Annotated in this window: 24 protein-coding genes and 1 tRNA gene; 20 read left to right on the top strand and 5 right to left on the bottom strand. The window is 72.8% G+C overall.

The genetic code is table 11. The features are described from left to right. Window positions 1-19: 19 nt before the first annotated feature. The 6 genes from moaC (at window position 20) to OG982_RS11410 (ending at window position 4,147) form a co-directional block, all read left to right on the top strand. Window positions 20-499, top strand: a complete 480-nt coding sequence (moaC, locus tag OG982_RS11435; protein ID WP_008741807.1) for a cyclic pyranopterin monophosphate synthase MoaC — start codon at window positions 20-22, stop codon at window positions 497-499. A 92-nt stretch (window positions 500-591) separates the two neighbouring features. Continuing rightward, the gene (locus tag OG982_RS11430) at window positions 592-1,092 is read left to right on the top strand and encodes a molybdenum cofactor biosynthesis protein B (RefSeq protein ID WP_266792023.1); all 501 of its coding nucleotides are present in this window, start codon (window positions 592-594) and stop codon (window positions 1,090-1,092) included. A 17-nt stretch (window positions 1,093-1,109) separates the two neighbouring features. Continuing rightward, the gene (locus OG982_RS11425; protein ID WP_266787721.1) at window positions 1,110-1,712 is read left to right on the top strand and encodes a GNAT family N-acetyltransferase; all 603 of its coding nucleotides are present in this window, start codon (window positions 1,110-1,112) and stop codon (window positions 1,710-1,712) included. 137 nt (window positions 1,713-1,849) lie between these two features. Next, window positions 1,850-2,905: a hypothetical protein gene (locus OG982_RS11420; RefSeq protein WP_266787722.1), complete on the top strand. Its 1,056-nt coding sequence runs from the start codon at window positions 1,850-1,852 to the stop codon at window positions 2,903-2,905. A 78-nt stretch (window positions 2,906-2,983) separates the two neighbouring features. After that, window positions 2,984-3,057, top strand: a tRNA-Ala gene (locus OG982_RS11415). 619 nt (window positions 3,058-3,676) lie between these two features. Next, window positions 3,677-4,147: a hypothetical protein gene (locus OG982_RS11410; protein WP_266948463.1), complete on the top strand. Its 471-nt coding sequence runs from the start codon at window positions 3,677-3,679 to the stop codon at window positions 4,145-4,147. A gap of 87 nt (window positions 4,148-4,234) precedes the next feature. Here the strand turns inward: OG982_RS11410 and OG982_RS11405 are convergent, their stop codons facing one another. Then, window positions 4,235-5,734 carry an aminopeptidase P family protein gene (locus OG982_RS11405; RefSeq protein ID WP_266787724.1) on the bottom strand — a complete coding sequence of 500 codons (1,500 nt, stop codon included), beginning with the start codon at window positions 5,732-5,734 and terminating at the stop codon, window positions 4,235-4,237. Window positions 5,735-6,417: 683 nt separating this feature from the next. On the opposite strand from OG982_RS11405, the gene OG982_RS11400 reads away from it, so the two are divergent. From OG982_RS11400 to OG982_RS11370, 7 genes are read left to right on the top strand one after another with little or no spacing between them, the layout of a single operon-like run. Beyond that, entirely contained in the window at window positions 6,418-7,569 is a 1,152-nt protein-coding gene (locus OG982_RS11400) for an MFS transporter (protein WP_266787725.1), read from the top strand. Beyond that, a complete protein-coding gene (locus OG982_RS11395; RefSeq protein ID WP_266787726.1) occupies window positions 7,566-8,453 on the top strand; it encodes a cupin-like domain-containing protein in 888 nt (295 codons plus the stop codon). Before OG982_RS11400 ends, OG982_RS11395 begins: the two co-directional genes overlap by 4 nt. Beyond that, window positions 8,450-9,724 (top strand): aminotransferase class I/II-fold pyridoxal phosphate-dependent enzyme, encoded by a 1,275-nt coding sequence (locus OG982_RS11390; protein ID WP_266787727.1) that lies wholly within the window; start codon window positions 8,450-8,452, stop codon window positions 9,722-9,724. Before OG982_RS11395 ends, OG982_RS11390 begins: the two co-directional genes overlap by 4 nt. Then, complete coding sequence (locus OG982_RS11385; protein ID WP_266787728.1) at window positions 9,721-10,629, top strand: CoA ester lyase; 909 nt, start codon at window positions 9,721-9,723, stop codon at window positions 10,627-10,629. The genes OG982_RS11390 and OG982_RS11385 overlap by 4 nt, the downstream gene beginning before the upstream one ends. Beyond that, the gene (locus OG982_RS11380; RefSeq protein ID WP_266787729.1) at window positions 10,616-11,545 is read left to right on the top strand and encodes an acetaldehyde dehydrogenase (acetylating); all 930 of its coding nucleotides are present in this window, start codon (window positions 10,616-10,618) and stop codon (window positions 11,543-11,545) included. The genes OG982_RS11385 and OG982_RS11380 overlap by 14 nt, the downstream gene beginning before the upstream one ends. Beyond that, window positions 11,542-12,558, top strand: a complete 1,017-nt coding sequence (dmpG, locus tag OG982_RS11375; protein WP_266787730.1) for a 4-hydroxy-2-oxovalerate aldolase — start codon at window positions 11,542-11,544, stop codon at window positions 12,556-12,558. The genes OG982_RS11380 and dmpG overlap by 4 nt, the downstream gene beginning before the upstream one ends. A gap of 26 nt (window positions 12,559-12,584) precedes the next feature. Continuing rightward, a complete protein-coding gene (locus tag OG982_RS11370; RefSeq protein WP_266792025.1) occupies window positions 12,585-13,529 on the top strand; it encodes an ornithine cyclodeaminase family protein in 945 nt (314 codons plus the stop codon). Window positions 13,530-13,591: 62 nt separating this feature from the next. Here the strand turns inward: OG982_RS11370 and OG982_RS11365 are convergent, their stop codons facing one another. Next, window positions 13,592-14,083 (bottom strand): MaoC family dehydratase, encoded by a 492-nt coding sequence (locus tag OG982_RS11365; protein ID WP_266787731.1) that lies wholly within the window; start codon window positions 14,081-14,083, stop codon window positions 13,592-13,594. A 104-nt stretch (window positions 14,084-14,187) separates the two neighbouring features. Between OG982_RS11365 and OG982_RS11360 the strand changes: the two genes are divergently transcribed. Then, window positions 14,188-15,552: a hypothetical protein gene (locus tag OG982_RS11360; protein ID WP_266787732.1), complete on the top strand. Its 1,365-nt coding sequence runs from the start codon at window positions 14,188-14,190 to the stop codon at window positions 15,550-15,552. Next, the gene (locus tag OG982_RS11355; protein WP_266948461.1) at window positions 15,552-16,889 is read left to right on the top strand and encodes a CoA transferase; all 1,338 of its coding nucleotides are present in this window, start codon (window positions 15,552-15,554) and stop codon (window positions 16,887-16,889) included. The genes OG982_RS11360 and OG982_RS11355 overlap by 1 nt, the downstream gene beginning before the upstream one ends. 137 nt (window positions 16,890-17,026) lie before the next feature. Here OG982_RS11355 and OG982_RS11350 read toward each other — a convergent pair whose 3' ends face one another. Further along, window positions 17,027-17,527, bottom strand: coding sequence for a GNAT family N-acetyltransferase (locus tag OG982_RS11350; protein ID WP_266787734.1), 501 nt, complete (start codon window positions 17,525-17,527; stop codon window positions 17,027-17,029). 38 nt (window positions 17,528-17,565) lie between these two features. Here OG982_RS11350 and OG982_RS11345 point away from each other — a divergent pair, with 38 nt between their 5' ends. Next, entirely contained in the window at window positions 17,566-18,369 is an 804-nt protein-coding gene (locus OG982_RS11345) for an exodeoxyribonuclease III (protein ID WP_266787735.1), read from the top strand. Here the strand turns inward: OG982_RS11345 and OG982_RS11340 are convergent. Continuing rightward, entirely contained in the window at window positions 18,351-19,064 is a 714-nt protein-coding gene (locus OG982_RS11340) for a MerR family transcriptional regulator (RefSeq protein ID WP_266949889.1), read from the bottom strand. The genes OG982_RS11345 and OG982_RS11340 overlap by 19 nt on opposite strands. Window positions 19,065-19,228: 164 nt before the next feature. Here OG982_RS11340 and OG982_RS11335 point away from each other — a divergent pair, with 164 nt between their 5' ends. The 4 genes from OG982_RS11335 (at window position 19,229) to OG982_RS11320 (ending at window position 22,881) form a co-directional block, all read left to right on the top strand. Next, window positions 19,229-20,803, top strand: coding sequence for an NAD(P)/FAD-dependent oxidoreductase (locus tag OG982_RS11335; protein WP_266792029.1), 1,575 nt, complete (start codon window positions 19,229-19,231; stop codon window positions 20,801-20,803). Further along, window positions 20,800-21,726 (top strand): alpha/beta fold hydrolase, encoded by a 927-nt coding sequence (locus tag OG982_RS11330; RefSeq protein ID WP_266948460.1) that lies wholly within the window; start codon window positions 20,800-20,802, stop codon window positions 21,724-21,726. Before OG982_RS11335 ends, OG982_RS11330 begins: the two co-directional genes overlap by 4 nt. Continuing rightward, on the top strand, window positions 21,723-22,619 hold the full coding sequence (locus OG982_RS11325) for an SDR family oxidoreductase (protein WP_266787737.1): 897 nt from the start codon (window positions 21,723-21,725) through the stop codon (window positions 22,617-22,619). The genes OG982_RS11330 and OG982_RS11325 overlap by 4 nt, the downstream gene beginning before the upstream one ends. Before the next feature lie 76 nt (window positions 22,620-22,695). Further along, window positions 22,696-22,881: a hypothetical protein gene (locus OG982_RS11320; protein ID WP_266787738.1), complete on the top strand. Its 186-nt coding sequence runs from the start codon at window positions 22,696-22,698 to the stop codon at window positions 22,879-22,881. Window positions 22,882-22,962: 81 nt separating this feature from the next. On the opposite strand, the gene OG982_RS11315 is transcribed toward OG982_RS11320, so the two are convergent. Beyond that, complete coding sequence (locus OG982_RS11315; RefSeq protein WP_266948458.1) at window positions 22,963-26,241, bottom strand: S41 family peptidase; 3,279 nt, start codon at window positions 26,239-26,241, stop codon at window positions 22,963-22,965. Window positions 26,242-26,271 lie beyond the last annotated feature (30 nt).

Genomic DNA, 26,271 nt, shown 5'->3' with positions numbered 1-26,271 from the left:
AGCGGGAGCGGCACGAAATATGAGCACGCACAGCAGGCTGACGCACATCGACGAGGCCGGCGCGGCCCGGATGGTCGATGTCTCGGCGAAGGACGTCACCACCCGGACGGCGCGAGCCAGCGGGCGCGTCCTCGTCTCGCCCCGGGTGATCGAACTGCTGCGGGGCGAGGGCGTACCGAAGGGCGACGCCCTCGCCACCGCGCGGATCGCCGGGATCATGGGGGCCAAGAAGACCCCGGACCTGATCCCGCTCTGCCACCCGCTGGCCGTGTCCGGCGTGAAGGTGGACCTGTCGGTCGCCGACGACGCCGTCGAGATCCTGGCCACCGTCAAGACGACCGACCGTACGGGCGTCGAGATGGAGGCGCTGACGGCCGTCGCGGTCGCCGGGCTCACGGTGATCGACATGGTGAAGGCCGTCGACAAGGGAGCCGTCATCACGGACGTCCGGGTGGAGGAGAAGACCGGCGGCAAGTCCGGCGACTGGAGCCGCGCGTGAACCCCCCGCGCGCAGGCGAGGCACACAGCCACAGTCACGGCCCCGGCCCCGGCCCCGTTGAGACCGAGCCGCCGGCCGTCGCGGGTGCGCCGCTGCGCGGGCTCGTGGTCACCGCCTCGAACCGGGCCTCGCGGGGCGTGTACGCGGACAAGGGCGGACCGCTGCTCGCCGAGGCCCTGGAGAAGCTCGGCTTCACGGTGGACGGCCCGCGCGTCGTCCCCGACGGGGACCCCGTCGAGCAGGCGCTGCGCGAGGGCGTGGCCGCCGGGTACGACGTCATCCTCACCACCGGCGGCACCGGCATCTCGCCGACCGACCGCACCCCGGACGCCACCGCGCGGGTGCTGGACTACGAGATCCCGGGGATCCCGCAGGCCATCCGGGCCGAGGGCCTGGCGAAGGTGCCGACGGCGGCGCTGTCCCGGGGCCTGGCGGGCGTGGCCGGCCACACCCTGATCGTGAACCTCCCGGGCTCGACGGGCGGGGTCCGCGACGGCCTCGCGGTGCTGGGCCGGATCCTGGCGCACGCCGTGGACCAGATCCGGGGCGGCGACCACCCCAGACCGGCCGGACCGACCGGGAGCGAGAGCTGAACGGCCCGTCCTGGCCGGTGGTGCTGTCGGACGGCGATGTCACGCTCCGGCCGATAAAGCTGCGGGACCAGCGAGCCTGGCGCGAGGTCAACCGCCGCAACCGCGAATGGCTGCGGCCGTGGGAAGCCACGATTCCGCCGCCCGCGCCGTGGGGGCCGGTGATCCAGCGGCCGACGTACCGCCAGATGGTCCGCCATCTGCGGGCGGAGGCGAACGCGGGCCGGATGTTGCCCTTCGTCATCGAGTACCAGGGCCGGCTGGTCGGCCAGCTGACGGTCGCCGGGATCACCTGGGGCTCGATGTGCGCGGGCCACGTCGGGTACTGGGTCGACCGCGAGGTCGCCGGGCGGGGCGTGATGCCGACGGCGGTCGCGCTGGCGGTGGACCACTGCTTCGCGAAGGTCGGGCTGCACCGCATCGAGGTGTGCATCCGCCCGGAGAACGGGCCGAGCCGCCGGGTCGTCGAGAAGCTCGGCTTCCGCGAGGAGGGGCTGCGGCCGCGCTACCTCCACATCGACGGCGCGTGGCGCGACCACCTCGTCTACGCGCTCACGGCGGAGGAGGTTCCTGAGGGGCTGCTGCGGCGCTGGCGGCGGGCCAATCCGGAGCTGAATCGCTAATGCGTTCGAATTCGAAGCGGAATCGTCCATAACCTGATCCGAAGAATCACAAAAAAAGTCCGTGATATCAGCCGGATCGTGCGACACACCGGCTCAATTGGCGGATCCGCTCGGCCGCGCCCAACTACGGTGTGGGGGTGAGCAGCAGCGGCCTCATCTACGCAGTCATTGTCGGGGCCTGGGCCGCCTACTTGGTGCCCATGTGGCTCCGGAGGCAGGACGAGCTGAACGAAGCCCGTCCGACGGAACGCTTCTCCACTGCCATTCGGCTGCTTTCCGGCCGGGCGGGAATGGAGCGCCGTTACGCCAAGGGGCTGCGTGAGCGCGGTGACCAGGAGGCGGAGGCCCGACCCCAAGCGGACCCGGACGCCGCGACGGAAACGGTGAATTCCGTGGACGCCGACGCCCGGGCCGTCGTCGTGCCCCCGACCAGAGCGGAGCCCCGGTCGGCCGCGGCCGACCGGGTGGAACGGGCGGAGCGCGCCCGGCGCGAACAGCGTCTCCAGGTGCTCGCGCGCCGCCGGCGCACCACCGCGCTCCTCTTCCTCGTCTTCACCCTCGGCGCCGTCGTCGCCGCCGTGGGCGGGCTGAGCTTCCTGTGGGCCCCGGCGGTGCCGGCGGTCCTGCTGAGCGCGTACATCGTCCACCTGCGCGTGCAGGAGCGGCGCCGCTACGAGTTCACGATGGACCGGCGTCGCGCCGAGGCGGCCGCCCGGCAGTTGCGGGAGAGCCGTCAGCGGCGCCGCCACCCCGAGGACGCCGCCTGTGAGGGCGCCGAGCCGGACCCCGCTCCACCGGTCTCCCCGCAGGAGGCCGGGCGTCGCGCTCTGGTCGAGCAGACCGACCACGCCGAGTGGGTGGACCAGCAGCGCGAGCGCGAGCGCGGCCCGGCCCGCGGGGACAGCTGGGAGCCGGTCCCGGTCCCGCTGCCGACGTACGTGACGGCCCCGGTCGCCCCGCGCGCCACCGGCCCGGCCTCCCCGGACGGCTGGAGCTCGGCCCGCTCCAGCACGGCGGAGCCGACGGAGCCGCGCCTGCGAGCCCAGCCCCACGTACCGGCTCCCGCGAAGCCGGAGCCCTCGGAGGCGGACGCCAAGCCGTCCCCGTCCCGCCCGCGCGGCCGCGACCGGGGCCGCACGCCGCTGTTCGACCAGTACGAGGGCGAGGACCGCCCGCGTGCCGCGAACGAGTGATCGGTGACCTGCGCGGACGCTCCCGAATAGCGATTTTGGAGCACCGGCGCGGGGATGCTAATGTTTCACACGTCGCAAGGGCCTGTGGCGCAGTCTGGTAGCGCACCTCGTTCGCATCGAGGGGGTCTGGGGTTCAAATCCCCACAGGTCCACAGACGACAGTTCGCGAGTAGCTCTCGTGAACGTCACGAGATCCCGTCCGGTCGAAAGACCGGGCGGGATCTCGGCGTTCCGGGGTCTGCCGGACGTGCGCGGGCCCGCCGTGTGGTGCCGGGGCGTCAGATGGCCGGTGCGCACCAACGGCCGGTGCCGTGCATGCCGCGTACGGCGTCGCCATCGAGGCCGGAGGGCGGCCCGGTCCGGAGGGGCGTGCTGAGCAAGGTGCGGGCGGCCCGGGCCTGTTCTATGTTGGGGTGGTGCCGATGTGCCACTGCCTGCCGGTACTTCGGTCGCCGGCCGCGAGCCGGCATGTTCCGCGCGGCCGGCCTCTGCCTCTTGAGCCTGGAAGCGCTCCTCCCGCTCACGGGGCCGACTTCACCACATCCCCGGTGCCCGGATCCCGCGGCACTCGATGACCGTCGTGTCCCCGAAGCAGCGGGCTTCGTGATGATCGCCAGAACCCGGGCCACCCCGGGCGTACCCGTGCGGCGCACTACCCGTGCGGCGCACCGTGCATCTGCACACCACCGGCAATGACCGCGTCGCCCTCGTACGCGGCACGCCCGGGAGATCACCACCCGGCGCCCGCACCACCCACCCTTGGAGCATCCGGTGACCACCCCGCAGGAAACCCCTGTCCTCCTCACGCCGCGACGAGCCGCACCCCGCAAGGCCAAATCCCCCGGCCGCCTGGTCGGCCTCCTCGTCGCGTGCGGCGCCGTCGGCGCCATCATCGGCAGCAGCGGCACCGCCATCGCCGGCACCGCCCCGGACCTCCCCGTCGTGGAGACCCCCACTCCCGTGGCTCCCGAGCCGCTCCCCTACGAAAAGGGGACCTGCCTCAACGGCACCATCCCCGACACGCCCACCCCCACCCCCGTCTACAACGAGGAGGTCCCCTGCTCCGCACCCGACGCCCACTACCGCGTCATCCAGCGCATCCCGAACACCACCGAATTGGACCGCTGCAACGCCAACCCCAAGACCGAGTACAGGTTCTCGTACAGCAGGACCGTCGCGGGCGTCCCCGTCGAGCAGTACGTCTACTGCCTCATCGGCCTCGGCAGCCACTCCCGCAGCTGACCGACTCCCTGCTCCCGGCGCTGGTGCGGGCCCGGCCCGCTCCCGGGAAGCAGGGGCGGGCCGGGTGCCGGGGCGGGGGGCAGGGGGTCAGGGGCGGAGGGTGGACATCCAGGATTCGATCTCGTCCGCCTGGCGGGGGAGGGAGGACGAGAGGTTCTCGTTGCCGTCCTCCGTGACGAGGATGTCGTCCTCGATGCGGATGCCGATGCCGCGGTACTCCTCGGGCACCGTCAGGTCGTCCTCCTGGAAGTACAGGCCCGGCTCGACCGTGAGGCACACGCCCGCCTCCAGCGTGCCGTTGACGTAGAGCTCGGTGCGGGCCGCCGCGCAGTCGTGGACGTCCATGCCGAGCATGTGGCCGGTGCCGTGCATGGTCCAGCGGCGGTGCAGGCCGAGTTCCCAGACCTTCTCCAGGTCCATGTCGCCGAACAGGCCCCAGGAGACGAGCTTCTCGGCCAGTACGCGCTGCGCGGCGATGTGGAAGTCCCGGTACTCGGCGCCCGGCTTCACGGCCGCGATGCCAGCCTCCTGGGCCTCGTACACGGCGTCGTAGATCTTGCGCTGGAGCGGGGTGAAGCGGCCGTCGATCGGCAGGGTGCGGGTGACGTCGGCGGTGTAGAGGTTGCGGGTCTCCACGCCGGCGTCGAGCAGCAGCAGTTCGCCGGAGCGGACCGCGCCGTCGTTGCGCACCCAGTGGATGGTGGTGGCGTGCGGGCCGGCCGCGGCGATCGTGCTGTAGCCGACCGCGTTGCCCTCGACGCGGGCGCGCAGGAAGAACGTCCCCTCGATGTAGCGCTCGCTGGTGGCCTCGGCCTTGTCGAGGGCCCTGACGACGTCCTCGAAGCCGCGGGCGGTGGACTCGCAGGCGTAGCGCAGCTCGGCGATCTCGAAGTCGTCCTTGATCCGGCGCATCTCGGAGAGGAAGACGCGGAACTCCTCGTCGCTCTCCGCGGTCACCTTGTCGTTGAGGGCGGCCTCGATGCCGGCGTCGTAGCCGCGCAGGACGCGGACCCGGCCGGTGGCCTCCTTGAGCGCCTCGGCGAGCGCGCGCACGTCCTTGCAGGGCAGGCCGAGGAGCCGCTCGTTCTCGGTGAGGCTGTTGCGCCGGCCGTCCCACAGCTCGCCCTGGCCGGAGAGCCAGAACTCGCCGTTGTCGCGGTCGGAGCGGGGCAGCAGGTACGCGGTGGCCTGGTGGCCGCCGTCCTCCTCCGGCTCCAGTACGAGCACGCCGTCCTGGGTCTGGTCACCCGTCAGGTAGGCGTAGTCCGAGGACGGACGGAAGGGGTAGTCCGTGTCGTTGGCACGGATCTTCAGGTTGCCGGCCGGGATCACGAGGCGCTCGCCGGGGAAGCGGGCGGAGAGCGCGGAGCGGCGGCGGGCGGTGTGCGCGGCCTGCGCGATGGGCTCCAGGTCGTGGCGCTCGGTGTCGGCCCAGCCCTGCTTCATGTTCTCGGCCAGCGCGTCGCTCACGCCGCCGGTCAGACCGTTCTTCCGCTGCTCTATGGCCTCGGTCTGCTCGTCCTCGGTGGTCTCCGGGGTCTGGAGCTCCTGGCCGGGGTCCTGGCTCTGGGACGTCGCCTGGGTCACGACTGCCTCCTGAATCGAATCGGTCACGACTGCCTCCGCACCCGCGCGAGGCCGTCGCCATCGTATGGGTGGCCGACTCCCGGGATGATCTCGGCTGTTGGGATGAGCCACCGGCGACGGGCGCAGGTCCGCAGGTTGTCCTGAATCAGCCGGTCGAGCGGCGGCCCGGCGCCGCGTGAACTCCGGCGGGCGTATTGCCGGTCGATCCGGGAATTGGCGGGCGGAAATTGAATGCCGATCAAAAGATTTCGGGCCTGGTTGGCCGTAAAGTGCCTTGACTCGTCGCGAGTTCACGTATGTGACCCGGAGTCCAACATTCCTCCCGGGGTTCGCGGAGCGTGATCTGCCCTGATCGGCCGCCTGTGGGGGTCGCATTCAGGCTATTGACGCGGCTTGGCAACGCCCCTAGAGTCAAGCCGCTGTTGGGCAGCGGGGGCGCGGGCATCGGCACGGTCAGTGGGGAGTCAATCGAACTCAATTGACTCCTGACGTGTGGTGGGACTGGGTTTTCCGGCTCATATCGCCGGAACGTTCCGGATGGCCATTTCGCACTGACGGGGGCATTTGTGTCCGAGGGTACGTCTGAGCCGAAGTCTGGGCTCGGGACCTATTTTCGACTGCTCCGGGAACCCGGCGCCGCGGCGCTGGGATTCTGGGGAATGGTGGGTCGATTCCCCATTGCCATGCGTTCCGTCGGCTGTCTCCTCCTGATCTCCGCGTTCACCGGATCGATGGCCGCGGCGGGCACCGTCGCGGCGGCCATGCTGATCTCCCAGGGCGTGGCCAGCCCGGTGCTCGGCCGGCTGGCCGACCGGCTCAGCCAGCGGCGGGTGCTGCTCACCGCTTGCGTGGCGCACGCGGTCGGCATGACGGCGCTGCTGGTGTCGATCGTGCTGGAGGCCCCGCTGTGGGTGATGGTGATCGCGGCGGTGGCCGCCGGGTGCACCGCGGTCTCGTTCACCTCGTTCATGCGGGCGCGCTGGGCGACGATGGTCGACCAGGGACTGCTGCGGGCGGCCTACGCCATGGAATCCATGCTGGACGACACGATCTTCCTGGTCGGACCACTGCTGGTCACGGTGCTCGCGTCCGCGGTGCACCCCGCCGCGGGCCTGGTCGCCTGCCTGGTCCTGACCACCGTCGGCTCCGTCGCCGTCGCGCTGCACCGGCGCTCCGAGCCGGTGTCCGAGGCGGCGTCCGAGCCGACGCCGGGCCGCGGCCCGGAGCGGGCGCTCGGCGTGCCCGGGGTGTGGGTGCTGATGATCGCCTACGCCGGGATGGGCTTCCAGTTCGGCGCGGTCGACGTCACGATGATCGCCTTCGCCCAGGAGCGGGACACACCGGGACTCGCCGGCGTGTTCATCTCCCTGATCGCGGTGGGCAGCCTGATCGCCGGACTGGTCTACGGATCGGCGAACTGGCGCCTCTCGCAAGCCCGGTTGCTCTCGGTCACCACCGGGGTGCTGACCCTCGGGGTGGTCCCGCTGGCCTTCGTCGGCTCCCCGCTCCTCATGTGCTTCCTCGCCGTCGTCGCCGGGATCGCGATCTCCCCGGCGCTGATCGCGGGCAGCACGCTGCTGGAGTCGCTCGCCCCCAAGTCCGCGCTCTCCGAGGCGTTCTCGTGGCTCACCAGCTTCGGGGCCCTCGGCATCGCCTCGGGCACGGCCGTCGGCGGCCGGCTGGCCGAGACGGGCAGTTCCGCGTGGGCGGCGTGGGCGGGGGTCGGCGGCGGGGCCGTGGCCCTCGTACTGAGCCTCGCGGGCCAGTCGGCCCTGCGCGGGAGCAGGCCGGTCCAGGAACCGGCCACCAAAAAAATGGCGGTACAAGAACAATGAACGATGAGGACAGAGTGGTGAATACAGCACATCCTGTGTCCGGGCGAGAGAGCCTCGGGGGCCTACCGGTACCCCGCATCTCGTTCGACGAGTTCATGGCCTTCGGGCGCGAGGCCCTCATCCGGGCCGACGTCCCCGTGGTGATCACCCTGCCGCAGGGCGCGCAGGGCCTCGGCAGGGAAGGCGTGGCCAAGCGCCTCGGCGACCTGATGGTCACCCTGTTCACCGAGCCGAGCAACAAGCAGAACTCCGAACGGTGGACCACCAAGGAGATCAGGCTCCGCGAGTTCTTCGAGGACGAGCGGTACCTGAGCGACCCGGGCACCTGGAACCGCATCGTCTCGAACTTCCGCAACAGCCCCGCCGACGTCAACGCCATCCTCGGCTTCGACGCGGCCAGGCTGTTCGACTACCGCCGCCCGATGAACGCGGCCAACCTGTGGATCAGCCACAAGGGCGTGTTCACCCAGAGCCACTTCGACGAGCTCGAGAACTTCAACATAGCCCTGGAGGGCCGCAAGCGGTTCGTCCTGGCACCCCCCGGGTTCTGGGAGTACTACCCGCGCTCGCTCAAGGACGGCTTCGGCGACAAGTCCCAGGTCTTCGACTTCGACGACGTGGACTGGGCGCGCTACCCCAAGCTCGCCTCCAAGCTGGCCCAGCGCCGCGAACTCATCCTCGAACCCGGGCAGATGCTCTACCTGCCGCTCGGCTGGTGGCACCAGGCCGAGTCGCTGGACGAGATGAACATCAACGTGAACTTCTGGCTGCGTGATCCGAAGATCTTCCGCAGGCCGTACGTCCTCGGCGTGGCGCTCTACACCGCCGTGTTCCGCAAGCTCAAGGGCGTCTACAACTACGAGCCCGCCGAGGGGACCTCATGACCGAGCGCCTGAGCATCACGCCGGCCCACAAGTACCGCAACAACGACAAGCTGATCGGCATCGGCAACGCGTTCTGGGACATGTCCGAGCGCAACGGCCTGGCCGGCATCGTCGCCGACTACGGCGACGGCGTGCTGCGCACCGACGCCAGCCACGAGTTCATCGAGGCCGGCCACGAGTTCGTCAACTTCAGCTGCTGCTCGTACCTCGACCTCGACTCCCACCCGAAGGTCATCGAGGGCGGCATCGAGGCGCTGCGCCGCTACGGCGTCCTCGACCACTGCATCGCGCGCAGCCGCGTCCAGATTCCCGCCATGCTGGAGCTGGAGGCGTCCCTGGGCGAGCTGTTCGGCGCCCACGTCGTGTGCTCCATCGCCGCCAGCACCGCGACGTTCGGCCTGCTCCCGCTGATCGCCTCCGGGCACCTCGGCACCGGCAAGCGGCCGCTGATGATCTTCGACAAGAACGCCCACGTCTCGATGGCCAACGTCAAGCCGGTCTGCGCCGACGAGACCGAGGTCGTCACCTCCGGGCACCACGACCTCGACTTCATCGAGGACGCCTGCAAGAAGTACGAGCAGGTCGCCTACGTCTGCGACGGCAGCGACAGCCTCGGCGGCTACGCGCCCGTCAAGGAACTCGCCGAACTCCAGGACAAGTACGGCCTGATCGTCTACTACGACGACTCGCACTCGATGTCCGCGTACGGCGAGCGCGGCGTCGGCTACGTCCGCACCCACAGCCCCGTCCTCGACGAGCGCACCATCGTCGTGATGACCCTGAACAAGGCGTTCGGCACCAGCGGCGCGGCGATCGTGCTCGACGGGTACGACAAGGAGACCCTCCGCGTCATCGAGCGCTTCGGCGGAGCCCTGAACTACTCGCAGCTGCTCAACACCCCCGCCGTCGGCGCGGGCCTGGCCTCGGCGGAGATCCACCGCACCGGCGAACTCGTCGCCCTGCAGAACACGCTGTACCGCAACATCGAGCTCTTCGACTCGCTGATCCACACCGACCAGAGCGGCAGCACCTTCCCGATCCGCCTCGTCCCGATGGGCGACGACACCGTGATCGAGGCGGGCCGCCGCGTGTTCGAGGCCGGGTTCTACGTCTCGCCGGTGTTCTTCCCGATCGTCGCCCGCGGCACGGCGGGCCTGCGCGTCATGATGCGCGCCGGCCAGACCGAGGACCAGATCCGCCGGCTGTGCGCGGTCCTCGCCGAGGTCGGCGCCCAGCCGACGGCCCCGATACCGGGGGAGGCGGTCCGATGACGGAACCGAGGGAGGCGGCGGGCACTACGGGCACCGCCAGAGCCATCCCGCGCAGCTTCCTCTACACGCCCGCGCTGTCCCTGGAACGGGTCGTCAAGGCGTGGTCCTACGACGCGGACGTGCACCTGATCGACCTGGAGGACTCCGTCCCGCCGCAGGAGAAGGCGGCGGCGCGCCTCGTGTGCCGGGCGGCGCTGGAGAAGGCCCCGGACCCCCGCAACATCGCGGTGCGCGTCAACGAACTGGGCACCCTCGCGGCCGTGCACGACCTCGCGATGCTCACCGAGTCGCCGGCCCGGCCGGGCTTCGTCGTGATGACGATGGTGGACTCCCCGGTCGAGGTGACGCTGATGCGCGACACCCTCGCCTCGGCGGGGGCCCACCCGCAGATCTACGTCACGCTGGAGACCCCCGCCGCCGTCGCCGCGATCGACGCCGTCGCGGAGGCCGCCGACGGGCTGATCTTCGGCTCGGCGGACCTGGCCGCCACCCTGGGCGTCGAGATCACCTGGGCCGGGATGCTCTCCGCCCGGCAGGCGATGGCCATGGCCTGCGCCCGCTACGGCACCGCCTGCATCGACACCGCCAACTACCGCCTGGCCGAGCCGGCCGTCCTGGCCGACGAGATCGCGAAGGCGCGCGAACTGGGCTTCCACGGCAAGGCGACCGTGCATCCGGACGAGCTCGCCGCGATCAACGCGGCCCTGCGCCCCGACCCGGAGGCCCTGCGGGCCGCCCGGCGGGTCACCGAGGCCGTACGGTCGGCGGCCGGCGGGATCGCCGTCCTCGACGGGAACATGGTCGGCCCGCCGTTCGCCCGGATGGCCCGCGACACCGTGGCCCTCGGCGATGCCTGGGCGCAGCGGTTCGGCGGCGGCGAGGAGGCCGGCCATGATGGTCGCTGAGGACCTCACCGCCGCCGAGCCGGCCACCGTACCCCCCATCGCGGTCGCGGTCATCGGCACCGGGGCCATCGGCCAGGACCTGGTCAGCAAGATCCACCGGTCCGCCGTACTGGAATGCGCCCTCGTCGCCGGCCGCAACCCGCACTCCGGCGGCCTGGAGCACGCCGCCCGGCTCGGCTACCCGACCAGCACCGACGGGATCGCCGCGGTCCTCGCCGCCCCGCGCCCCTTCGACGTCGTCTTCGACGCCACCAACGCCCAGTCGCACGCCGAGCACTGGCGGCTGCTGCGGCCCCTGGACACCCTGCTGATCGACCTGACCCCGAGCAAGGCCGGGCAGATGGTCGTGCCGACCCTGACCGGGACGCACGCCCCGACCGAGCGCAACGTCAGCCTGATCAGCTGCGGCGGACAGGCCTCGACGCCGATCGCGCACGCGCTCGCCGCCGCCTTCGACGTCGAGTACATCGAGGTCGTCTCCACCGTGGCCAGCAGCATCGCCGGCCGCGCGACCCGCCTCAACCTCGACGAGTACGTCGCCACCACCGGACACGCCCTCACCGCCTTCTCCGGCGTGCCCGACACCAAGGCGATCCTCAACATCAGCCCGGCCCTGCCGCCGGCGACCTTCCGCACCGCCGTCCACGCCGTCGTCCCCGGAGCCACCGAGGAAGCGGTGCGCGCCGTGGTCGCCGAAGCCGCCGAGCGGGTACGGGCCTTCGCGCCCGGCTACGAGGTCACCGCCTGCTCCGTGACCGGCGACCGGGTCACCGTCTCCGTGGAGGTCATCGCGGACAGCGACGTGCTGCCCCGCTACGCCGGGAACCTCGACATCATCAACGCGGCCGCGATCCTGGTCGCCGAGCAGCACGCGGCCCGGCTCGCCCCGGCCGCCCGGACGGGGGCCGCCCGATGAGCACCGTGGTCATCCACGACCCCACCCTGCGCGACGGCCAGCACGCGGTGCGCCACCAGCTCGGCGTGGCCGCGCTGCGCGGCTACGCGCTGGCCGCCGACGCGGCCGGGATCCCGGTCGTGGAGGTGGGGCACGGCAACGGACTGGGCGCCTCCTCCCTCCAGGTCGGGCGGGCCGCCGTCAGCGACGACCTGATGCTGTCGACCGTGCGCGAGGCGCTGGCCAACAGCCGGATGGGCGTCTTCATGCTGCCCGGCTGGGGCACCTCCGGCGACCTGCGCAAGGCCGTCGAGCACGGCGCCGACGTGATCCGCATCGGGGTGCACTGCACCGAGACCTCGCTGGCCGAACGGCACCTCGGCTACCTGGCGGAGCAGGGCGCCGACGCGCACTGCGTGCTGATGATGAGCCACATGGCATCGCCCGCCGAACTGGCCGAGCACGCCGTCCGCGCCGTCGGGTACGGGGCGCGGGCGGTCGGCATCATGGACTCCGCCGGGCACTTCCTGCCCCGGGACGTCACCGAGCGGATCGGCGCGATCGGCGAGGCCGTCGGGGAGGGCGTGCCCGTGATCTTCCACGGGCACAACAACCTCGGCATGGCCGTCGCCAACTCCGTCGCGGCGGCCGAGGCCGGCGCCGGGATCATCGACGGCTGCGCGCGCGGCTTCGGCGCCGGGGCGGGCAACACCCAGCTGGAGGTGCTGGTTCCGGTGCTGGAGCGCACCGGGTTCCGGACCGGCATCGACCTGTACGGGTTGTTGGACGCGGCCGAGTTCGCCGAGCGCGAGCTCATGCCCGCGCCGCCGGTCACCGGCTCGCTGAGCATCGTCAGCGGCCTGGCCGGGGTGTTCTCCGGGTTCAAGCACCAGGTGCTGGACCTGTCCGGGCGCGCCGGGGTCGATCCGCGCGACGTGTTCTTCGAGCTGGGCAGGCGGCAGGCCATCGCCGGCCAGGAGGACCTGATCGTGGACGTCGTGGCCGAGCTGAGCGCGAAGGGGGCCGCCGCGTGAGCGGGCCGGAGGCGCTCGGGCCGGTGATGATCGGTGCCGGCGACATGGCGGGGCCCGAGCGGCTGGTGCGGGTGATGGACACGCTGGCCGACGTGTTCGCCGACCTGTCGGCGGGCCGCACCTCCTCACCGCCCCGGACGATCGTCCAGCACGGCCCGCGGCGGGAGCTGCTGGCCGGCACGGCGGTCTGGGAGCGGCACGGGGTGGGCAGCGTCAAGATCACCACACTGACCCCGGACAACGCGGGGCGCGGACTGCCCCTGATCCACGGGGTGGTCGTCCTGACCGACCTGGAGACCGGGCGGATCACCGCACTGCTGGACGGGGCCGAGCTGACCGCCGTCCGTACCGGGGCGGTCGCGGGCCTCGCGACCCGGCTGTGCGCGCCGGCCGACGCCGACGACCTCGCCGTGATCGGCGCCGGGGTGCAGGCCCGGGCGCTGGTGCGGGCGGTGGCGGCGGTCCGGCCCATCCGGTCGGTGCGGGTGTTCTCCCGTACGCCGCAGCGCACGGAGCGGTTCGCCGAGTGGGTCCGGGAGACCTCGGGGGCGCGGGTCGGGGTCAGGGTGTGCGGTACGGCCAAGGAGGCCGTCGTCGACGCCGCGGTCATCTGTACGACGACCTCCACGGCCGGCAGCACGCCGCTGGTGGAGGCCGACTGGGTCGCCCGGGGGGCGCACGTCAACGCCATCGGCGGGACCCACGAGGACGCCGTCGAGGTCGATCCGGCGCTGCTGGCGTCCGCGTTCGTCCTGGTCGAGGAGCGAGCCACCGCGATCAAGGAGGCGGGCGAGGTACGGGCCGCGCTGGCCGCCGGGCTGATCGGCCCGGACGACCTGCACGAGCTCGGCGCCCTGGTGACGGGCGCGAGCGCGGCGGGCGGCCGGACCTCGGTGTTCCGCAGCGTCGGCATGGCCATCGAGGACACCGCCGCCGCGGCGGCGCTCCACGAGGGCGCCGGGGCGGGCTGATGCCGCCGCCCGGCCGGGGGATGCCCCGGCCGGGCGGCGCGGCCGTCATCGGCCGGCGCGGATCAGTTCGTCTCGCGGCAGCGGACCATGAAGGAGCGCTCGAAGACGATGACGGCCTCGCCGGTCGACTTCGTGCCGGTGGTCTCCACGGTGATGATGCCGTTGCCCGGGCGGGACTTGGAGAGCCGCTTGTCGAGGATCCGGCTCGTCGCGTACAGCGTGTCGCCGACGAACACCGGGTCCTTCAGCCGGACCTTGTCCCAGCCGAGGTTGGCCACCGCGCGCGCCGACAGGGCCTGCACGGTCATGCCTCCGACCAGGCACAGGGTGATGCCGCTGTTGACGAGCACCCGCCCGTACTCGGCGCCCTCGCCGTAGTGGCGGTCGAAGTGCAGCGGGTGCTGGTTCATGGTCAGCAGGGTCAGCCAGGTGTTGTCGGTCTCGGTGAGGGTCCGGCCCGGCCAGTGCCGGATGGTCATGCCGGGCTCGAAGTCCTCGTAGTCCCCGCCGTGTTCTTCGACGTACTCGTTGTCCTGGACGCGGCGCAGCGTCATGTCGTACCCCCTGTGCGTGCGGTGTCGGGCCCACAGGCTAGTCGGCTGTCAGTTTTGATTTCGGAGCGTCCCCGAGGGGACAACACAGGTTGGGGAGAAGGCGGATGAGCGCGGTCGAGGACATCGGTACCCGGGCGGCCTCGGGCCACCCGTGGTTCGGCAGGCACCGGCTGGCGCCGCCGGCGGCGTCGGCGCACACGATCCGGGAGATGCTGGTCCACGAGATCCGCGACACCGGCCATCCGTACCAGGCGGTGCTGCCCGCGGCGCCGGTCGCGCTGCCGCGCGCCTCGTACGCGGAGCTGTTCCGGGTGAGCGCGGCCCTGCTGGGCCTCGTACGCCGGACCGCGCTGGAGGCGGCGCCGACGACGGAGGGCCGGCTGGCGGCCTTCAACATGCCGGAGAGCGAGCACCAGCTGTTCCTGGACGACCCGTTCGTCGAGGAGCGGTACGCGGACTGCGTGGCGCGGCCGGACGTGGTGATCGGTCCGGACGGTCCGAGGTTCCTGGAGTTCAACGTCAGCGGGGCGCTCGGCGGGCCGGTGGAGACGCACTCGCGGCTGGAGGTGTGGCGCAAGCTCTACGCCGACGGGCAGGGGCGGCTGCCGTTCTCGTACCAGGACCCGTTCGCCGTCCGGACCGAGATGTTCCGGGACCTGGCGGCGGAGCTGGGGGTGGCGCCGCGGGTGGCGCTGCTGGGCGACGCGCGGGACCAGGGGGACCTCACCCGGTACTTCGACGTCCAGGTCGACCACTTCAACAGCCACGGGCTGACCGCGCGCTTCTTCGAGCCGGCGAACCTGCACGAGGCTTGGGACTGCCCGGCGGAACTGCGCTACCCGCTGGGGCTGCGGGACTTCACGATCCCGGACTGGCTGGAGCTGGGCATCGACACCGCGCCGGTGCGGGAGGCGCTGGACCACGGGGTGCTGCTGGTGGGGACCCAGACCTCCACCTTCCTGTCCAGCAAGCTGGCGATGGGCATGCTGTCGGAGGGGCGGCCGTGGATGACGGCGGCCGAGCGGGCGCTGGTCGAGAGGTACCTGCCGTGGACGCGGGTGCTGTCCCACCGGTGGACGAACCGGGGGGACCGGAAGGTGGACCTGGTTCCGTTCGCGGTGGAGAACCGGGAGCGGCTCGTGCTGAAGGAGAGCATCGGGATGAGCGGCATGCAGGTCGTCCTCGGGCGGGAGGCGGAGCCGGCGCGGTGGGAAGCGGCGGTGACGGCGGCCGCGGAGACGGGCACGAGCATCGTGCAGGAGTTCGTGGAGCCGCGCACCTGCCGCCTGGCGGTGCTCGCCGAGGACGCGGACGCGCCGCACGACGCCGAGATCGCCCCGGTGTTCGGCCCGCTGCTCTTCAACGGCCGCCCGGCGGGCCTGTTCTCCCGCTTCTTCGCCGACGGCAAGGCGGGGGTCGTCAGCCTCAAGGGGACGTACAGCGCGGACGACAGCGTGGTGGCCCTCTGATGGCGGGCGAGGGTGCGGGGGACAGGGCCACGGCGCAGGCGTGGCGGGCGTTGGGCGGGGACGCCGGGCTGGTGGGGCGGGTGGGGTACCGGGGGGCCGGCGGGCTCGGGGAGGGGCCGTTGCCGGTACGGGAGTCGGCGCGGGCGACGGTCGGGGTGTGCGCGCTCGCCGCGGCGGAGCTGGCCGCGGTGCGGGCGGGCGGCGGGGCGGACGATGTGGCTCCGCTGGTGGTGGACGAGGGCGCGGTGGCGACGGCGTTCGTCAGCGAGCGGCACCTGCGGGTGGAGGGGCGGGCTCCGGTGAGCTTCGCCCCGCTGTCGGGGTTCTGGCGGGCGGCCGACGGGTGGGTGCGCACGCATGCGAACTACCCGCACCACGAGCGGGCGCTGGTACGGGCGCTCGGCCTGCGGGAGGCGACCCCGGAGGCGCTGCGGGAGGCGGTGGCGGGGCGGGGCGCCGTCGAAGTGCAGGAGCGGGCGTACGGGGAGGGCGGGCTCGCGGTCGCGGTCGCGGGGGAGTACGGGGCGCCGCAGCCGCTGGTGGAGGTAAGGGAGTTCGCGGGGCGGCGGCCCGCCTGGGGCGCAGGGGCGCTGCCCGCGTCGGGGGTGCGGGTGCTGGACCTGACCCGGGTCATCGCCGGGCCGGTCGCGACGCGGACGCTGGGGCTGCTGGGCGCGGACGTACTGCGGATCGACGCGCCGGGGCTGGCGGAGTCGGACGACGCGTACGCGGACACCGGGTTCGGGAAGCGGTCCGCGCTGCTGGACCTGGCGGTGTCGGGGGACCGGGCGGTGTTCGAGGGGCTGCTGGCCGAGGCGGACGTGGTGGTGAGCGGGTACCGGCCGGGGGCGTTGGAGCGGTACGGGCTGGGGGTCCGGGAACTGATGGCCCGCGGCCGGCCGGGGCTGGTGGTGGCGGAGCTGTGCGCGTGGGGGTGGCGCGGGCCGTGGGCGGGGCGGCGGGGGTTCGACTCGCTGGTGCAGGCGGGGTACGGGATCTCCGCGGCCTGTGGCTCCGAGGCCGGGCCGGGAGTGCTGCCGGCGCAGGCGCTGGATCACGGGACGGGGTATCTGGTGGCGGCCGGCGTGCTGCGGGCGCTGGCGCAGGGGGGTGGGCGGGCGCTGCGGTACTCCCTGGCCGGGACGGCGTCGTGGCTGGTCCGGGACGTCGAGCCGGCCCCCGTCGCGCCGGTGGGGTACACGGCCGGACCGTGGCTGCGGGAGGTGCCCTCCGGCTACGGCCGGCTCCGGGTGGCGGCGTCACCGCTGCCGGGGGCGCAGTGGCTCCGCGGCCCGTCCCGCTGGGGCACCGACGACCCGACGTGGCTCCCGCGCTGACCTCCCGCCGCGGTCACGGGCGCCGCCCGGCCTCCCCGGGCACGGGGCGCGGATGCCCCGGCGCACGACGGACGGAGTTCGGCGCAGCGGGCCGAAGCCCGGACGGCCCGCCGGGGCCGAGCGGTGCGAGGGGCGCGTCAGGAAGAGGCGCGCAGGGGTTTCGTCATGCAGCGGCTTGAGTCGTGGAAGCGGTAGTGGCCGAACTTCTCGGACAGGGTGTAGCCCGAGGAGAGGTAGAGGGCGATCGCCTCCGGCTGCTGGTCGCCCGTTTCCAGGACCATGCGCACGCGGCCCGCCGCGCCGGCGTCCGCCTCCAGGGCCGCCAGGATGCGCCGCGCGAGGCCGAGGCCGCGGGCCTCCGGTATGACGTACATGCGCTTCAGTTCGGCGTCGCCGTCCGAGTAGCCCTCGTCGTTGAGGTCCTGGCTGCGCCAGCCGCCGCTGGCCACGGGCGCGTCCTGGGCGTCGTACGCCAGCAGGTACAGCCCGCGCGGCGGAGCGAACATCGCCGGGTCGAGGAACGTGACGTCGCCCTCGCCGTCGTACCGCTCCTGGTATTCGAGCTGGACCTGGTCGTTGAGCTTGAGCGCGTCCGGGTGGTCGTACGGCACGGCGCGGAGCTGGATCCCGTGAGACATCCGAACATCGTACGGAACCGTCCCGCTATGGTGCTGGGATGCTCACCGTGACCTCCGTGAATGTGAATGGGATCCGCGCCGCCGCCAAGAAGGGCTTCGTGCCGTGGCTCGCCGGGTCGGACGCCGACGTGGTGTGCCTCCAGGAGGTACGGGCCGAAGAGGGGCAGATCCCGGACGAGGCACGGGTTCCCGAGGGCTGGCACACCGTGTTCGCGCCGTCCGCCGTCAAGGGCCGGGCCGGGGTCGCGGTCTACTCGCGGCGCGAGCCGGAGCGGGTGCGGGTCGGGTTCGGGAGTGTGGAATTCGACACGGCGGGCCGGTACCTCGAAGTGGATCTCCCCGGGGTGACCGTGGCCAGCCTGTACCTGCCCTCCGGTGAGGCCGGGACCGAGAAGCAGGACGAGAAGTACCGGTTCATGGGGGAGTTCCTCGCCTACCTGAAGGAACTGCGGGAGCGGGCCGCCGCCGAGGGGCGCGAGGTCGTGGTGTGCGGTGACTGGAACATCTGCCACCAGGAAGCCGACCTGAAGAACTGGAAGACCAACCGCAAGAACGCCGGGTTCCTCCCCGAGGAGCGGGAGTGGCTCGGCCAGGTCTACGAGCAGGCCGGGTACGTGGACGTGGTGCGGGCACTGCATCCGGACACGGAGGGGCCGTACTCCTGGTGGTCCTACCGGGGCCGGGCCTTCGACAACGACGCCGGGTGGCGGATCGACCTCCAGGTCGCGACCCCGGGGCTGGCCGAGCGGGCCGTGAAGGCGTTCGTGGAGCGGGCCGAGACGCACCCTGAGCGGTGGTCCGACCACGCGCCCGTGACGGTCGTCTACGAGCTCGGGGTCTGATCCGGGCGCCGCTGGTCCGGCGCGGCCGGGGCCCGCAGGCGGTCCATCGCCATGGTGAGCTCCGCCTCGACCACGCTCTTGGCCAGCGGCCGCAGCCGCGCGACGGCGTCCTCCCCGATGTGGGCGGTGATCAGCTCGGTGAACACGGCGGCCATCGCGTCCGCGTGCTCGCGGACCCGGCGGCCCGTCTCCAGGACGGCCGACAGCGGGACGCCCTCGCGGACCAGCGCCGAGGAGACGTCCAGCAGGCGGCGGCTGACGTGCACGATCGCGTCGCCGTCGGTGGCGAGGTAGCCGAGGTCCAGGGAGGCCGCCAGGTTCTCCGGGGTGACCTCGCCCTCGAAGTAGTCGGCCAGGGCCTCGGGCGACAGGCGTACCGGGGTCTCCTCGGACCAGCCGATGCCGAGCAGCTCGCCGAGCTGGCCGACGTCGCGGCCGTTCTCGAACGCGGCGGTGAGCTCGGCGATGCCGCCGAGGGTGTGGCCCCGCTCCAGGAGCGCGGCGATGGTGCGCAGCCGGGCCAGGTGGTGGTCGTCGTACCAGGCGATCCGGCCCTCGCGGCGCGGCGGCGGGAGCAGTTTGCGCTCCCGGTAGAAGCGCAGGGTGCGGACGGGGATGCCGGCCGCCTCGGCCAGTTCCTCCGTGCGGTACTCACGCACTGCCGTCCCCGCTTCCGCTTCCGCGTCCGTATCCATCTCAGCCACACCCGCAGCCTAGGGCGTACTCCCGGTAACTTTCCGGGCGCGACCCCTACCCATGGGTACGGGGCTGCTCTACCCTCCCGATTGTGCCAGTGATTGCTGGCAGCATGGCTCGGGTGGTTGTGTGGGCTGGACTGCGGAAGCGGAAGGCGGCGGGCATGGGCGGCAAGGGCGAGCGCGCGCGGGAGCACGGGCACGTGGGGGAGCACGTTCGGGAGCACGTGCGGGTGGCGGTGATCGGGTCCGGGTTCGGCGGGCTGGGCGCCGCCGTGCGGCTGCGGCGCGAGGGGATCACGGACTTCGTCGTACTGGAACGGGCCGACTCCGTCGGCGGGACCTGGCGGGACAACAGCTACCCCGGGTGCGCCTGTGACGTGCCGTCCCACCTGTACTCCTTCTCCTTCGCGCCCAACCCCGACTGGCCCCGGACCTTCTCCGGGCAGCCCGCCATCCGGGCGTACCTGGAGCACGTCGCCGACACCTTCGGGCTGCGACCGCACATCCGGCTGGACTCCGAGGTCCGGATGATGCGCTGGGACGCGGACGCGCTGCGCTGGGAGATCGAGACCTCCGGCGGATCGCTGACCGCCGACGTGGTGGTGTCCGCGACCGGGCCGCTGTCCGACCCGAAGATGCCGGAGATCCCCGGGCTCGCCGAGTTCCCCGGCAAGGTCTTCCACTCCGCCCGCTGGGACCACGACTACGACCTGCGCGGCAAGCGCGTCGCCATGATCGGGACGGGCGCCTCCGCCATCCAGATCGTGCCCGCCATCGCCCCCGACGTGGCCCGCCTCACGCTCTTCCAGCGCACCGCGCCCTGGGTGATGCCCCGTACCGACCGGGCGATCTCCACCGTCGAGCGCTGGTTGCACCGCCAGCTGCCGTTCACCCGGGCCGCCCGCCGCGGGCTGCTGTGGGGGATCAGGGAGCTCCAGGTCAGTGCCTTCACCAAGCGGCCGAACCAGCTCGGGCTGATCGAATCGCTGGCCAAGGCGAACATGGCGCGCTCGATCAAGGACCCGCAGCTGCGGGCCAAGCTGACGCCCTCGTACCGGATCGGCTGCAAGCGGATCCTGCTCTCCAGCGAGTACTACCCGGCGCTGGCCCGCCCGAACGTGGACCTGGTCGCCTCCGGCCTCAAGGAGATCCGGGGCAACACGCTGGTCGCCGCCGACGGGACCGAGACCGAGGTCGACGCGATCGTCTTCGGCACCGGGTTCCACGTGACGGACATGCCGATCGCCGACCGGGTGGTGGGCGCGGAGGGCCGGACCCTCGCCGACCACTGGAAGGACGGCATGCAGTCGCTGCGCGGGGCGACGGCGGCGGGCTTCCCCAACTGGATGACGATCATCGGGCCCAACACCGGGCTCGGGAACAGCTCGATGATCCTGATGATCGAGTCACAGCTGAACTACATGGCGGACTACCTGCGCCAGCTCGACACCCTCGGCGGGCGGGTCGCGCTCGCCGCCCGGCCGTCGGCCGTGAACCGGTGGAACCGGCAGGTCCAGGCCCGGATGCAGCGCACCGTCTGGAACACCGGCGGCTGCACCAGCTGGTACCTGGACGCGCAGGGCCGCAACACGACCGTCTGGCCGGGCACGACCGGCGAGTTCCGCCGCGAGACCCGGGGGGTGGACCTGGCCGAGTACGAGGTCGTGCGGAACCCGGAGCGCGTGCCGGTCCCGGTCGCCGGGGCCGCTGCCGTGGCCGGGGAGGGGGCGGCGTGACCCGGCTGACCCATGTGACCAGCGGGCCCTACGCCCCGCCCGTCGCGCGCCGCGAGCTCACCGCCGTCTCCGCCGACGGGTCCCGGCTGCACGCGGAGGTGCACGGGGACGAGGACGCCCCGGCCGTGGTGCTCGCGCACGGCTGGACCTGCTCCACCGCCTTCTGGGCCGCGCAGATACGGGCGCTGGCCGCCGACTACCGGGTCATCGCCTACGACCAGCGCGGCCACGGCCGAAGCCCCGCCTCCCGTACGCACAGCACCACCGCCCTCGCCGACGACCTGGTCGCGGTGCTGGGGGCCACCCTCGCCCCCGGCGAGCGCGCGGTCGTCGCCGGGCACTCGATGGGCGGCATGACGATCATGGCCGCCGCCGGGCGGCCGGAGTTCGCCGAGCACGCCGCCGCCGCGCTGCTGTGCAGCACCGGCAGCTCGCGGCTGGTCGCGCAGGCCCTGGTCGTGCCGCTGCGCGCCGGGCGCGCGAGGACCCGTATCACCGGCGCGGTACTCGGCTCGCGCGCCCCGCTCGGACCGGTCACGCCGGTCGCCCGCACGGTGCTCAAGTACGCGACCATGGGCCCCGGATCGGCGCCCGACCGGGTAGAGGCCTGCGCCCGGATCGTGCACGCGTGCCCGACCGGCGTGCGCCGCGCCTGGTCCCAGGTGCTGGCGGGGCTGGACCTGGACGCGGACCTGGCCGCGCTCACCGTGCCGACCGCCGTCATCGGCGGCACCGGCGACCGGCTCACCCCCGTCGTGCACGCCCGCGCCCTCGCGGCCGCCCTCCCGAACTGCGTCGGGCTCACCGAGCTCACCGGCATGGGGCACATGACCCCGATCGAGGCCCCCGAGGCCGTGACCAACGCCGTGCGCGACCTGACCGCGCTGTACCTCGACACCACCGACAAGGAGAAGACGCCGTGAGCGCTCGCAGGAGTCTGGAAGGCCAGGTCGCCGTCGTCACCGGCGCCGCCCGCGGGGTCGGCGAGCTGCTCGCCCGCAAACTGTCCGCGCGCGGCGCGAAGGTGGCGCTCGTCGGTCTGGAGCCCGAGGCCCTCAAGGAGGTGTCCGAGCGGCTGCACACCGACAGCGACCACTGGTACGCCGACGTCACCGACCACGAGGCGATGGCCCAAGTCGCCGAGGAGGTCAAGCGGCGCTTCGGCAAGGTGGACGTCGTCGTCGCCAACGCGGGCGTGGCCGCGGGCGGGCCGTTCGCGGACTCCGACCCGCAGGCCTGGCGCCGGGTGATCGAGGTCAACCTGATCGGCGGGGCGGTGACCGCCCGCGCCTTCCTGCCCGTACTGACGGAGAGCCGCGGCTACTTCCTCCAGATCGCCTCGCTCGCCGCCATCACCCCGGCGCCGATGATGACGGCGTACTGCGCCTCCAAGTCCGGCGTCGAGGCCTTCGCGCACTGCCTGCGCGCCGAGGTCGGGTACAAGGGCGTCAAGGTGGGCGTCGGCTACCTCTCCTGGACCGACACCGACATGGTGCGCGGCGCCGACCAGGACGAGGTGATGCGGGAGCTGCGTCAGAGGCTGCCGTGGCCGTCGAACCGGACGTACCCGCTGGGCCCGGCCGTCGACCGGATCGTGGCCGGCATCGAGCGTCGCTCGCCGCACGTGTACGCGCAGTGGTGGCTGCGCGGGATGCAGGGCGTGCGCGGCTACCTGCCGGGGGTGATCGCGACCGTCGGGCAGCGCGAGATGAAGCGGTTCGAGCCCAGGCTGGCCGGCGTCTCGCGCGGGCTCGTGGGGGCCGGAGGCGCCGCCGACGAGAAGGCGCGGACGGACACCGACACCCAGCGTCACTGATCGAAATGCGAGCTTTGTCCGCCCGTGCAAGTCTGGTCGAGGCCCAGTCCCCTACACCCCTCCAGGAGTGACCAGCATGGGCATCAAGGACCAGTTCCAGGACAAGGCGGAAGAGCTCAGGAACAAGGCGCAGCAGGCGCAGCAGGGCGCGAAGGACGAAGCGTCCGAACGCGCCGCCCAGCAGCCCGGCGACAAGAAGCGCCAGGGCAAGCCGAAGGCGCCCAAGGTGCACGACGAGCTCGACGACAACTGGGACATCTGATCTGACCCACGTCCGAAGGGGCGCGACCCGTAGCGCGGGTCGCGCCCCTTCGCCGTGCCCGCGGGCGGCAGCCCGCGGGCCCTACCGCGGCGGCAGCTTCGGACGCCGCAGGTCCGGTACGTCCGTGTAGCCGGGCGGCACCGCGGCCGGGTCCTGCTCCAGCAGCTCCAGCGCCAGGTGCACGGCGTCGTCCAGCTGCGCGTGCCGTCCCTCCGCCCAGTCGAGCGGGGTGCGCAGGATCGCCAAGTCCGGTTCCACGCCGTGGTTCTCCACCGACCAGCCGTACTCCGGGAACCAGGCGGCGTTCATCGGCACCGTGATCACCGTCCCGTCGCCGAGGCGGTGCCGGCCGGTCATGCCGACCACCCCGCCCCAGGTGCGCTGGCCCACCACCGGGCCCAGGCCCAGCAGTTTGAACGCCGCGGTGATCATGTCGCCGTCGGAGGAGGTCGCCTCGTCGGCCAGCGCGACGATCGGACCGCGCGGCGCGTTCGAGGCGTACGAGACCGGCTGGGCGCCCCGCGTCAGGTCCCAGCCGAGGATCGAGCGGGTCAGCTTCTCCACCACCAGCTCGCTGATGTGCCCGCCCGCGTTGCCGCGCACGTCCACGATCAGCGCCGGCCGGGACATCTCCGCGCGCAGGTCCCGGTTGAACTGCGCCCAGCCGGAGCCGCCCATGTCGGGGATGTGCAGGTAGCCGCACTTGCCGCCGCTGACCTCCCGGACCACGGCGCGCCGCTTGGACACCCAGTCCTGGTAGCGCAGCGGCCGTTCGTCGATCAGGGGGACCACCGCGACCCGTCGGGAGCGGCCCTCACCCTCGGCCGGGGTGAAGGTGAGCTCGACGGTGGTGCCGCCGGCCGCCGAGAGCAGCGGGTAGGGGCCGGTCACCGGGTCCACCGGCCGCCCGTCGACGTGGGTGAGCACCGCGCCCTCGCGCATGCCGGTGCCGGCCAGCGGGGAGCGGGCCTTGGAGTCGGAGGACTCGCCGGGCAGGATCCGCTTGACCACCCACCCCTCCTCCCTGGGCACCAGGTTGGCGCCGAGCAGCCCGATGGCCCGCTGGTAGTGCGGCGGGCCCTCGTTGCGCCGGGCGGGGGAGACGTAGGCGTGCGAGGTGCCGAGTTCGCCGAGCACCTCGCGCAGCAGGTCCGCGAACTCGTCGGGGGAGGCGACCCGTTCGACCAGGGGCCGGTACTGGCGCAGCACCCCGTCCCAGTCGATGCCGCACATCTTCGGCTCCCAGAAGTACGCGCGGATGAGCCGCCCCGCCTCCTCGTAGGCCTGGCGCCACTCGGCGGCCGGGTCCACCTCGTGCAGGATGCGCCGCAGGTCCAGGTAGACGGTGGAGTCGCCGTCGCCCGACTCGGTCGAGGGGACCGCGCGCAGGTCCCCGTCGTCGTTGACCACGAGTCGGGTGCCGTCGCCGCTGACCGCGAACCAGTCCAGCCCGGAGGCCAGTTCGCTCTTGCGGGCCTTGGTGATGTCGAAGTGTTCCAGCGTCGGCTTGCCGCTGGTGTCGTTCGGGTTGGCGAAGGTCTCGCCGAGCGCCCCCGAGATCGGCCAGCGCAGCCAGACCAGACCGCCGCCGCTGACTGGGTACAGGGCCGAGTACTTGGAGGCCGTGACCGGGAACGGGGTGACCCGGCTCTCCAGCCCCTCCACCTCGACGGTGACCGAGCCGTCGCCCTCGCCGGACTCGCCCTCCACCGGGTCCAGTCCGCCCGCCGCCGGGCGGCCGTCGGGGGTGAACGCGAAGGGCGAGGGGGTCGCCGAGGACAGCGGCACCAGGTACGGGCGGCAGCCCAGCGGGAAGGACAGGTCGCCGGTGTGCACGTCGTAGACCGGGTCGAAGCCGCGCCAGGACAAGAACGCCAGGTAGCGGCCGTCGCGGGTGAACACCGGGTTCTCGTCGTCGAAGCGGCCGTTGGTGACGTCGACGATGAGGCGGGCGCCGGGGCCGGAGATCTTGGCCATCTTGATCTGCCGCAGCGAGCGCCCGACGCCCGGGTGCGACCAGGTCAGCCAGGCTCCGTCGGGCGAGAACGCCAGGTCGGTGACGGGCCCGTTGATGGACTGGATGAGCTCGGTGACCTCCCCGTTGGACTCCTCGGTCGCGTCGATCAGCAGCAGCCGCCCGTCGTTGGAGGCGATGGCGAGCCGCTCCCCCTCCGGGTCGGACAGCAGCTCCAGTACGCGGCCCAGCTCGCCGGAGGCCAGCCGGCGCGGCTCCCGGTCCCCGGAGGCCCGGGGCAGGTAGGCGATCTCGATCGCGTCCTCGCCCTCGGCGTCCGTCACGTAGGCGACCTGCCCGCCGCTGCCGAGCATCTCGGGCAGCCGTACCCGCACGCCCGGGGTGTCGGCGATGGTCCGGGCGGGGCCGTCGCGGTGCGTGAGCCAGTACAGGCTGCCGCGCACGACGACCGCGCTGGCCCGGCCGGTGGCGTCCACGGAGAGCGAGTCGACGTGGCTGGCGGCCGACACCTGGTACGTACGGCGGCCCGCGCGGGGCCCGCCGAGGCGGACGTCGAGCCGGCGCGGGGCGGCGTCCGGCGCCAGCGAGTCCACGAGCCAGAGGTCCCCGGCGCACTGGTAGACGATCCGGGAGCCGTCGCTGGAGGCGTGCCGGGCGTAGAACTCGTCGTGGTCGGTGTGCCGGCGCAGGTCGCTCCCGTCGGGCAGGCAGGAGTAGACGTTGCCGATGCCCTCGTGGTCGGAGAGGAAGGCGATCCGCCCGCCCACGAACATCGGGGAGTCCAGGTGGCCCTCGATGTCCTCCAGCAGTCTCTCGCCGTGCAGCCACAGGCGGCCGGTCGCGCCGCCCCGGTAGCGCTTCCAGGCGGCCGGCTCGTGCGGGGGCTTGCCGGTCAGCAGCAGCGTGCGGCGCTCGCCGCCGGGCTCCTCGTGGACGGCGATGTCCGAGACCGGGCCCCAGGGGAGCTTGCCGCCGGGGGAGCCGTCGGTCGGCAGGCAGTAGGCCCACGCGAAGTAGGAGAAGGGCTGGTCGTGCGAGGACACGGCCAGGATGTCGCTGCGGCCGTCCTTGTCGGGCGGGGTCCAGCCGCAGACCCGGGTGTCGGTGGCGCCCCAGTAGCTGAGCCGGCGGGCCGGACCGCCGTCCACCGGGGCGAGATGGATCTCGGGGTCGAGGCTGCGCCAGGTGGTGAAGGCGATGTGGCGGCCGTCGGGGGAGAACCGGGGGTGTCCCACCCGGGTCCGGTCGACGGTGATCCGCCAGGCCCGGCCGGGGGTTTCGCCCCCGGCGACGAGCGGGGCGACCCAGAGGTCGTCTTCGGTGGCGAAACACAGCAGGTCGTCGTGCAGGTGCGGGAAGCGGAGGTACGCGCCGTCGTGACTCACCCCCCAATGCTTTCCGCGCCAAGGGGGCCT

The organism is Streptomyces sp. NBC_01551 (assembly GCF_026339935.1).
In the GTDB taxonomy this organism is placed as follows: Bacteria; Actinomycetota; Actinomycetes; order Streptomycetales; family Streptomycetaceae; genus Streptomyces.
This window is presented reverse-complemented; position numbering and strand designations above follow the sequence as displayed.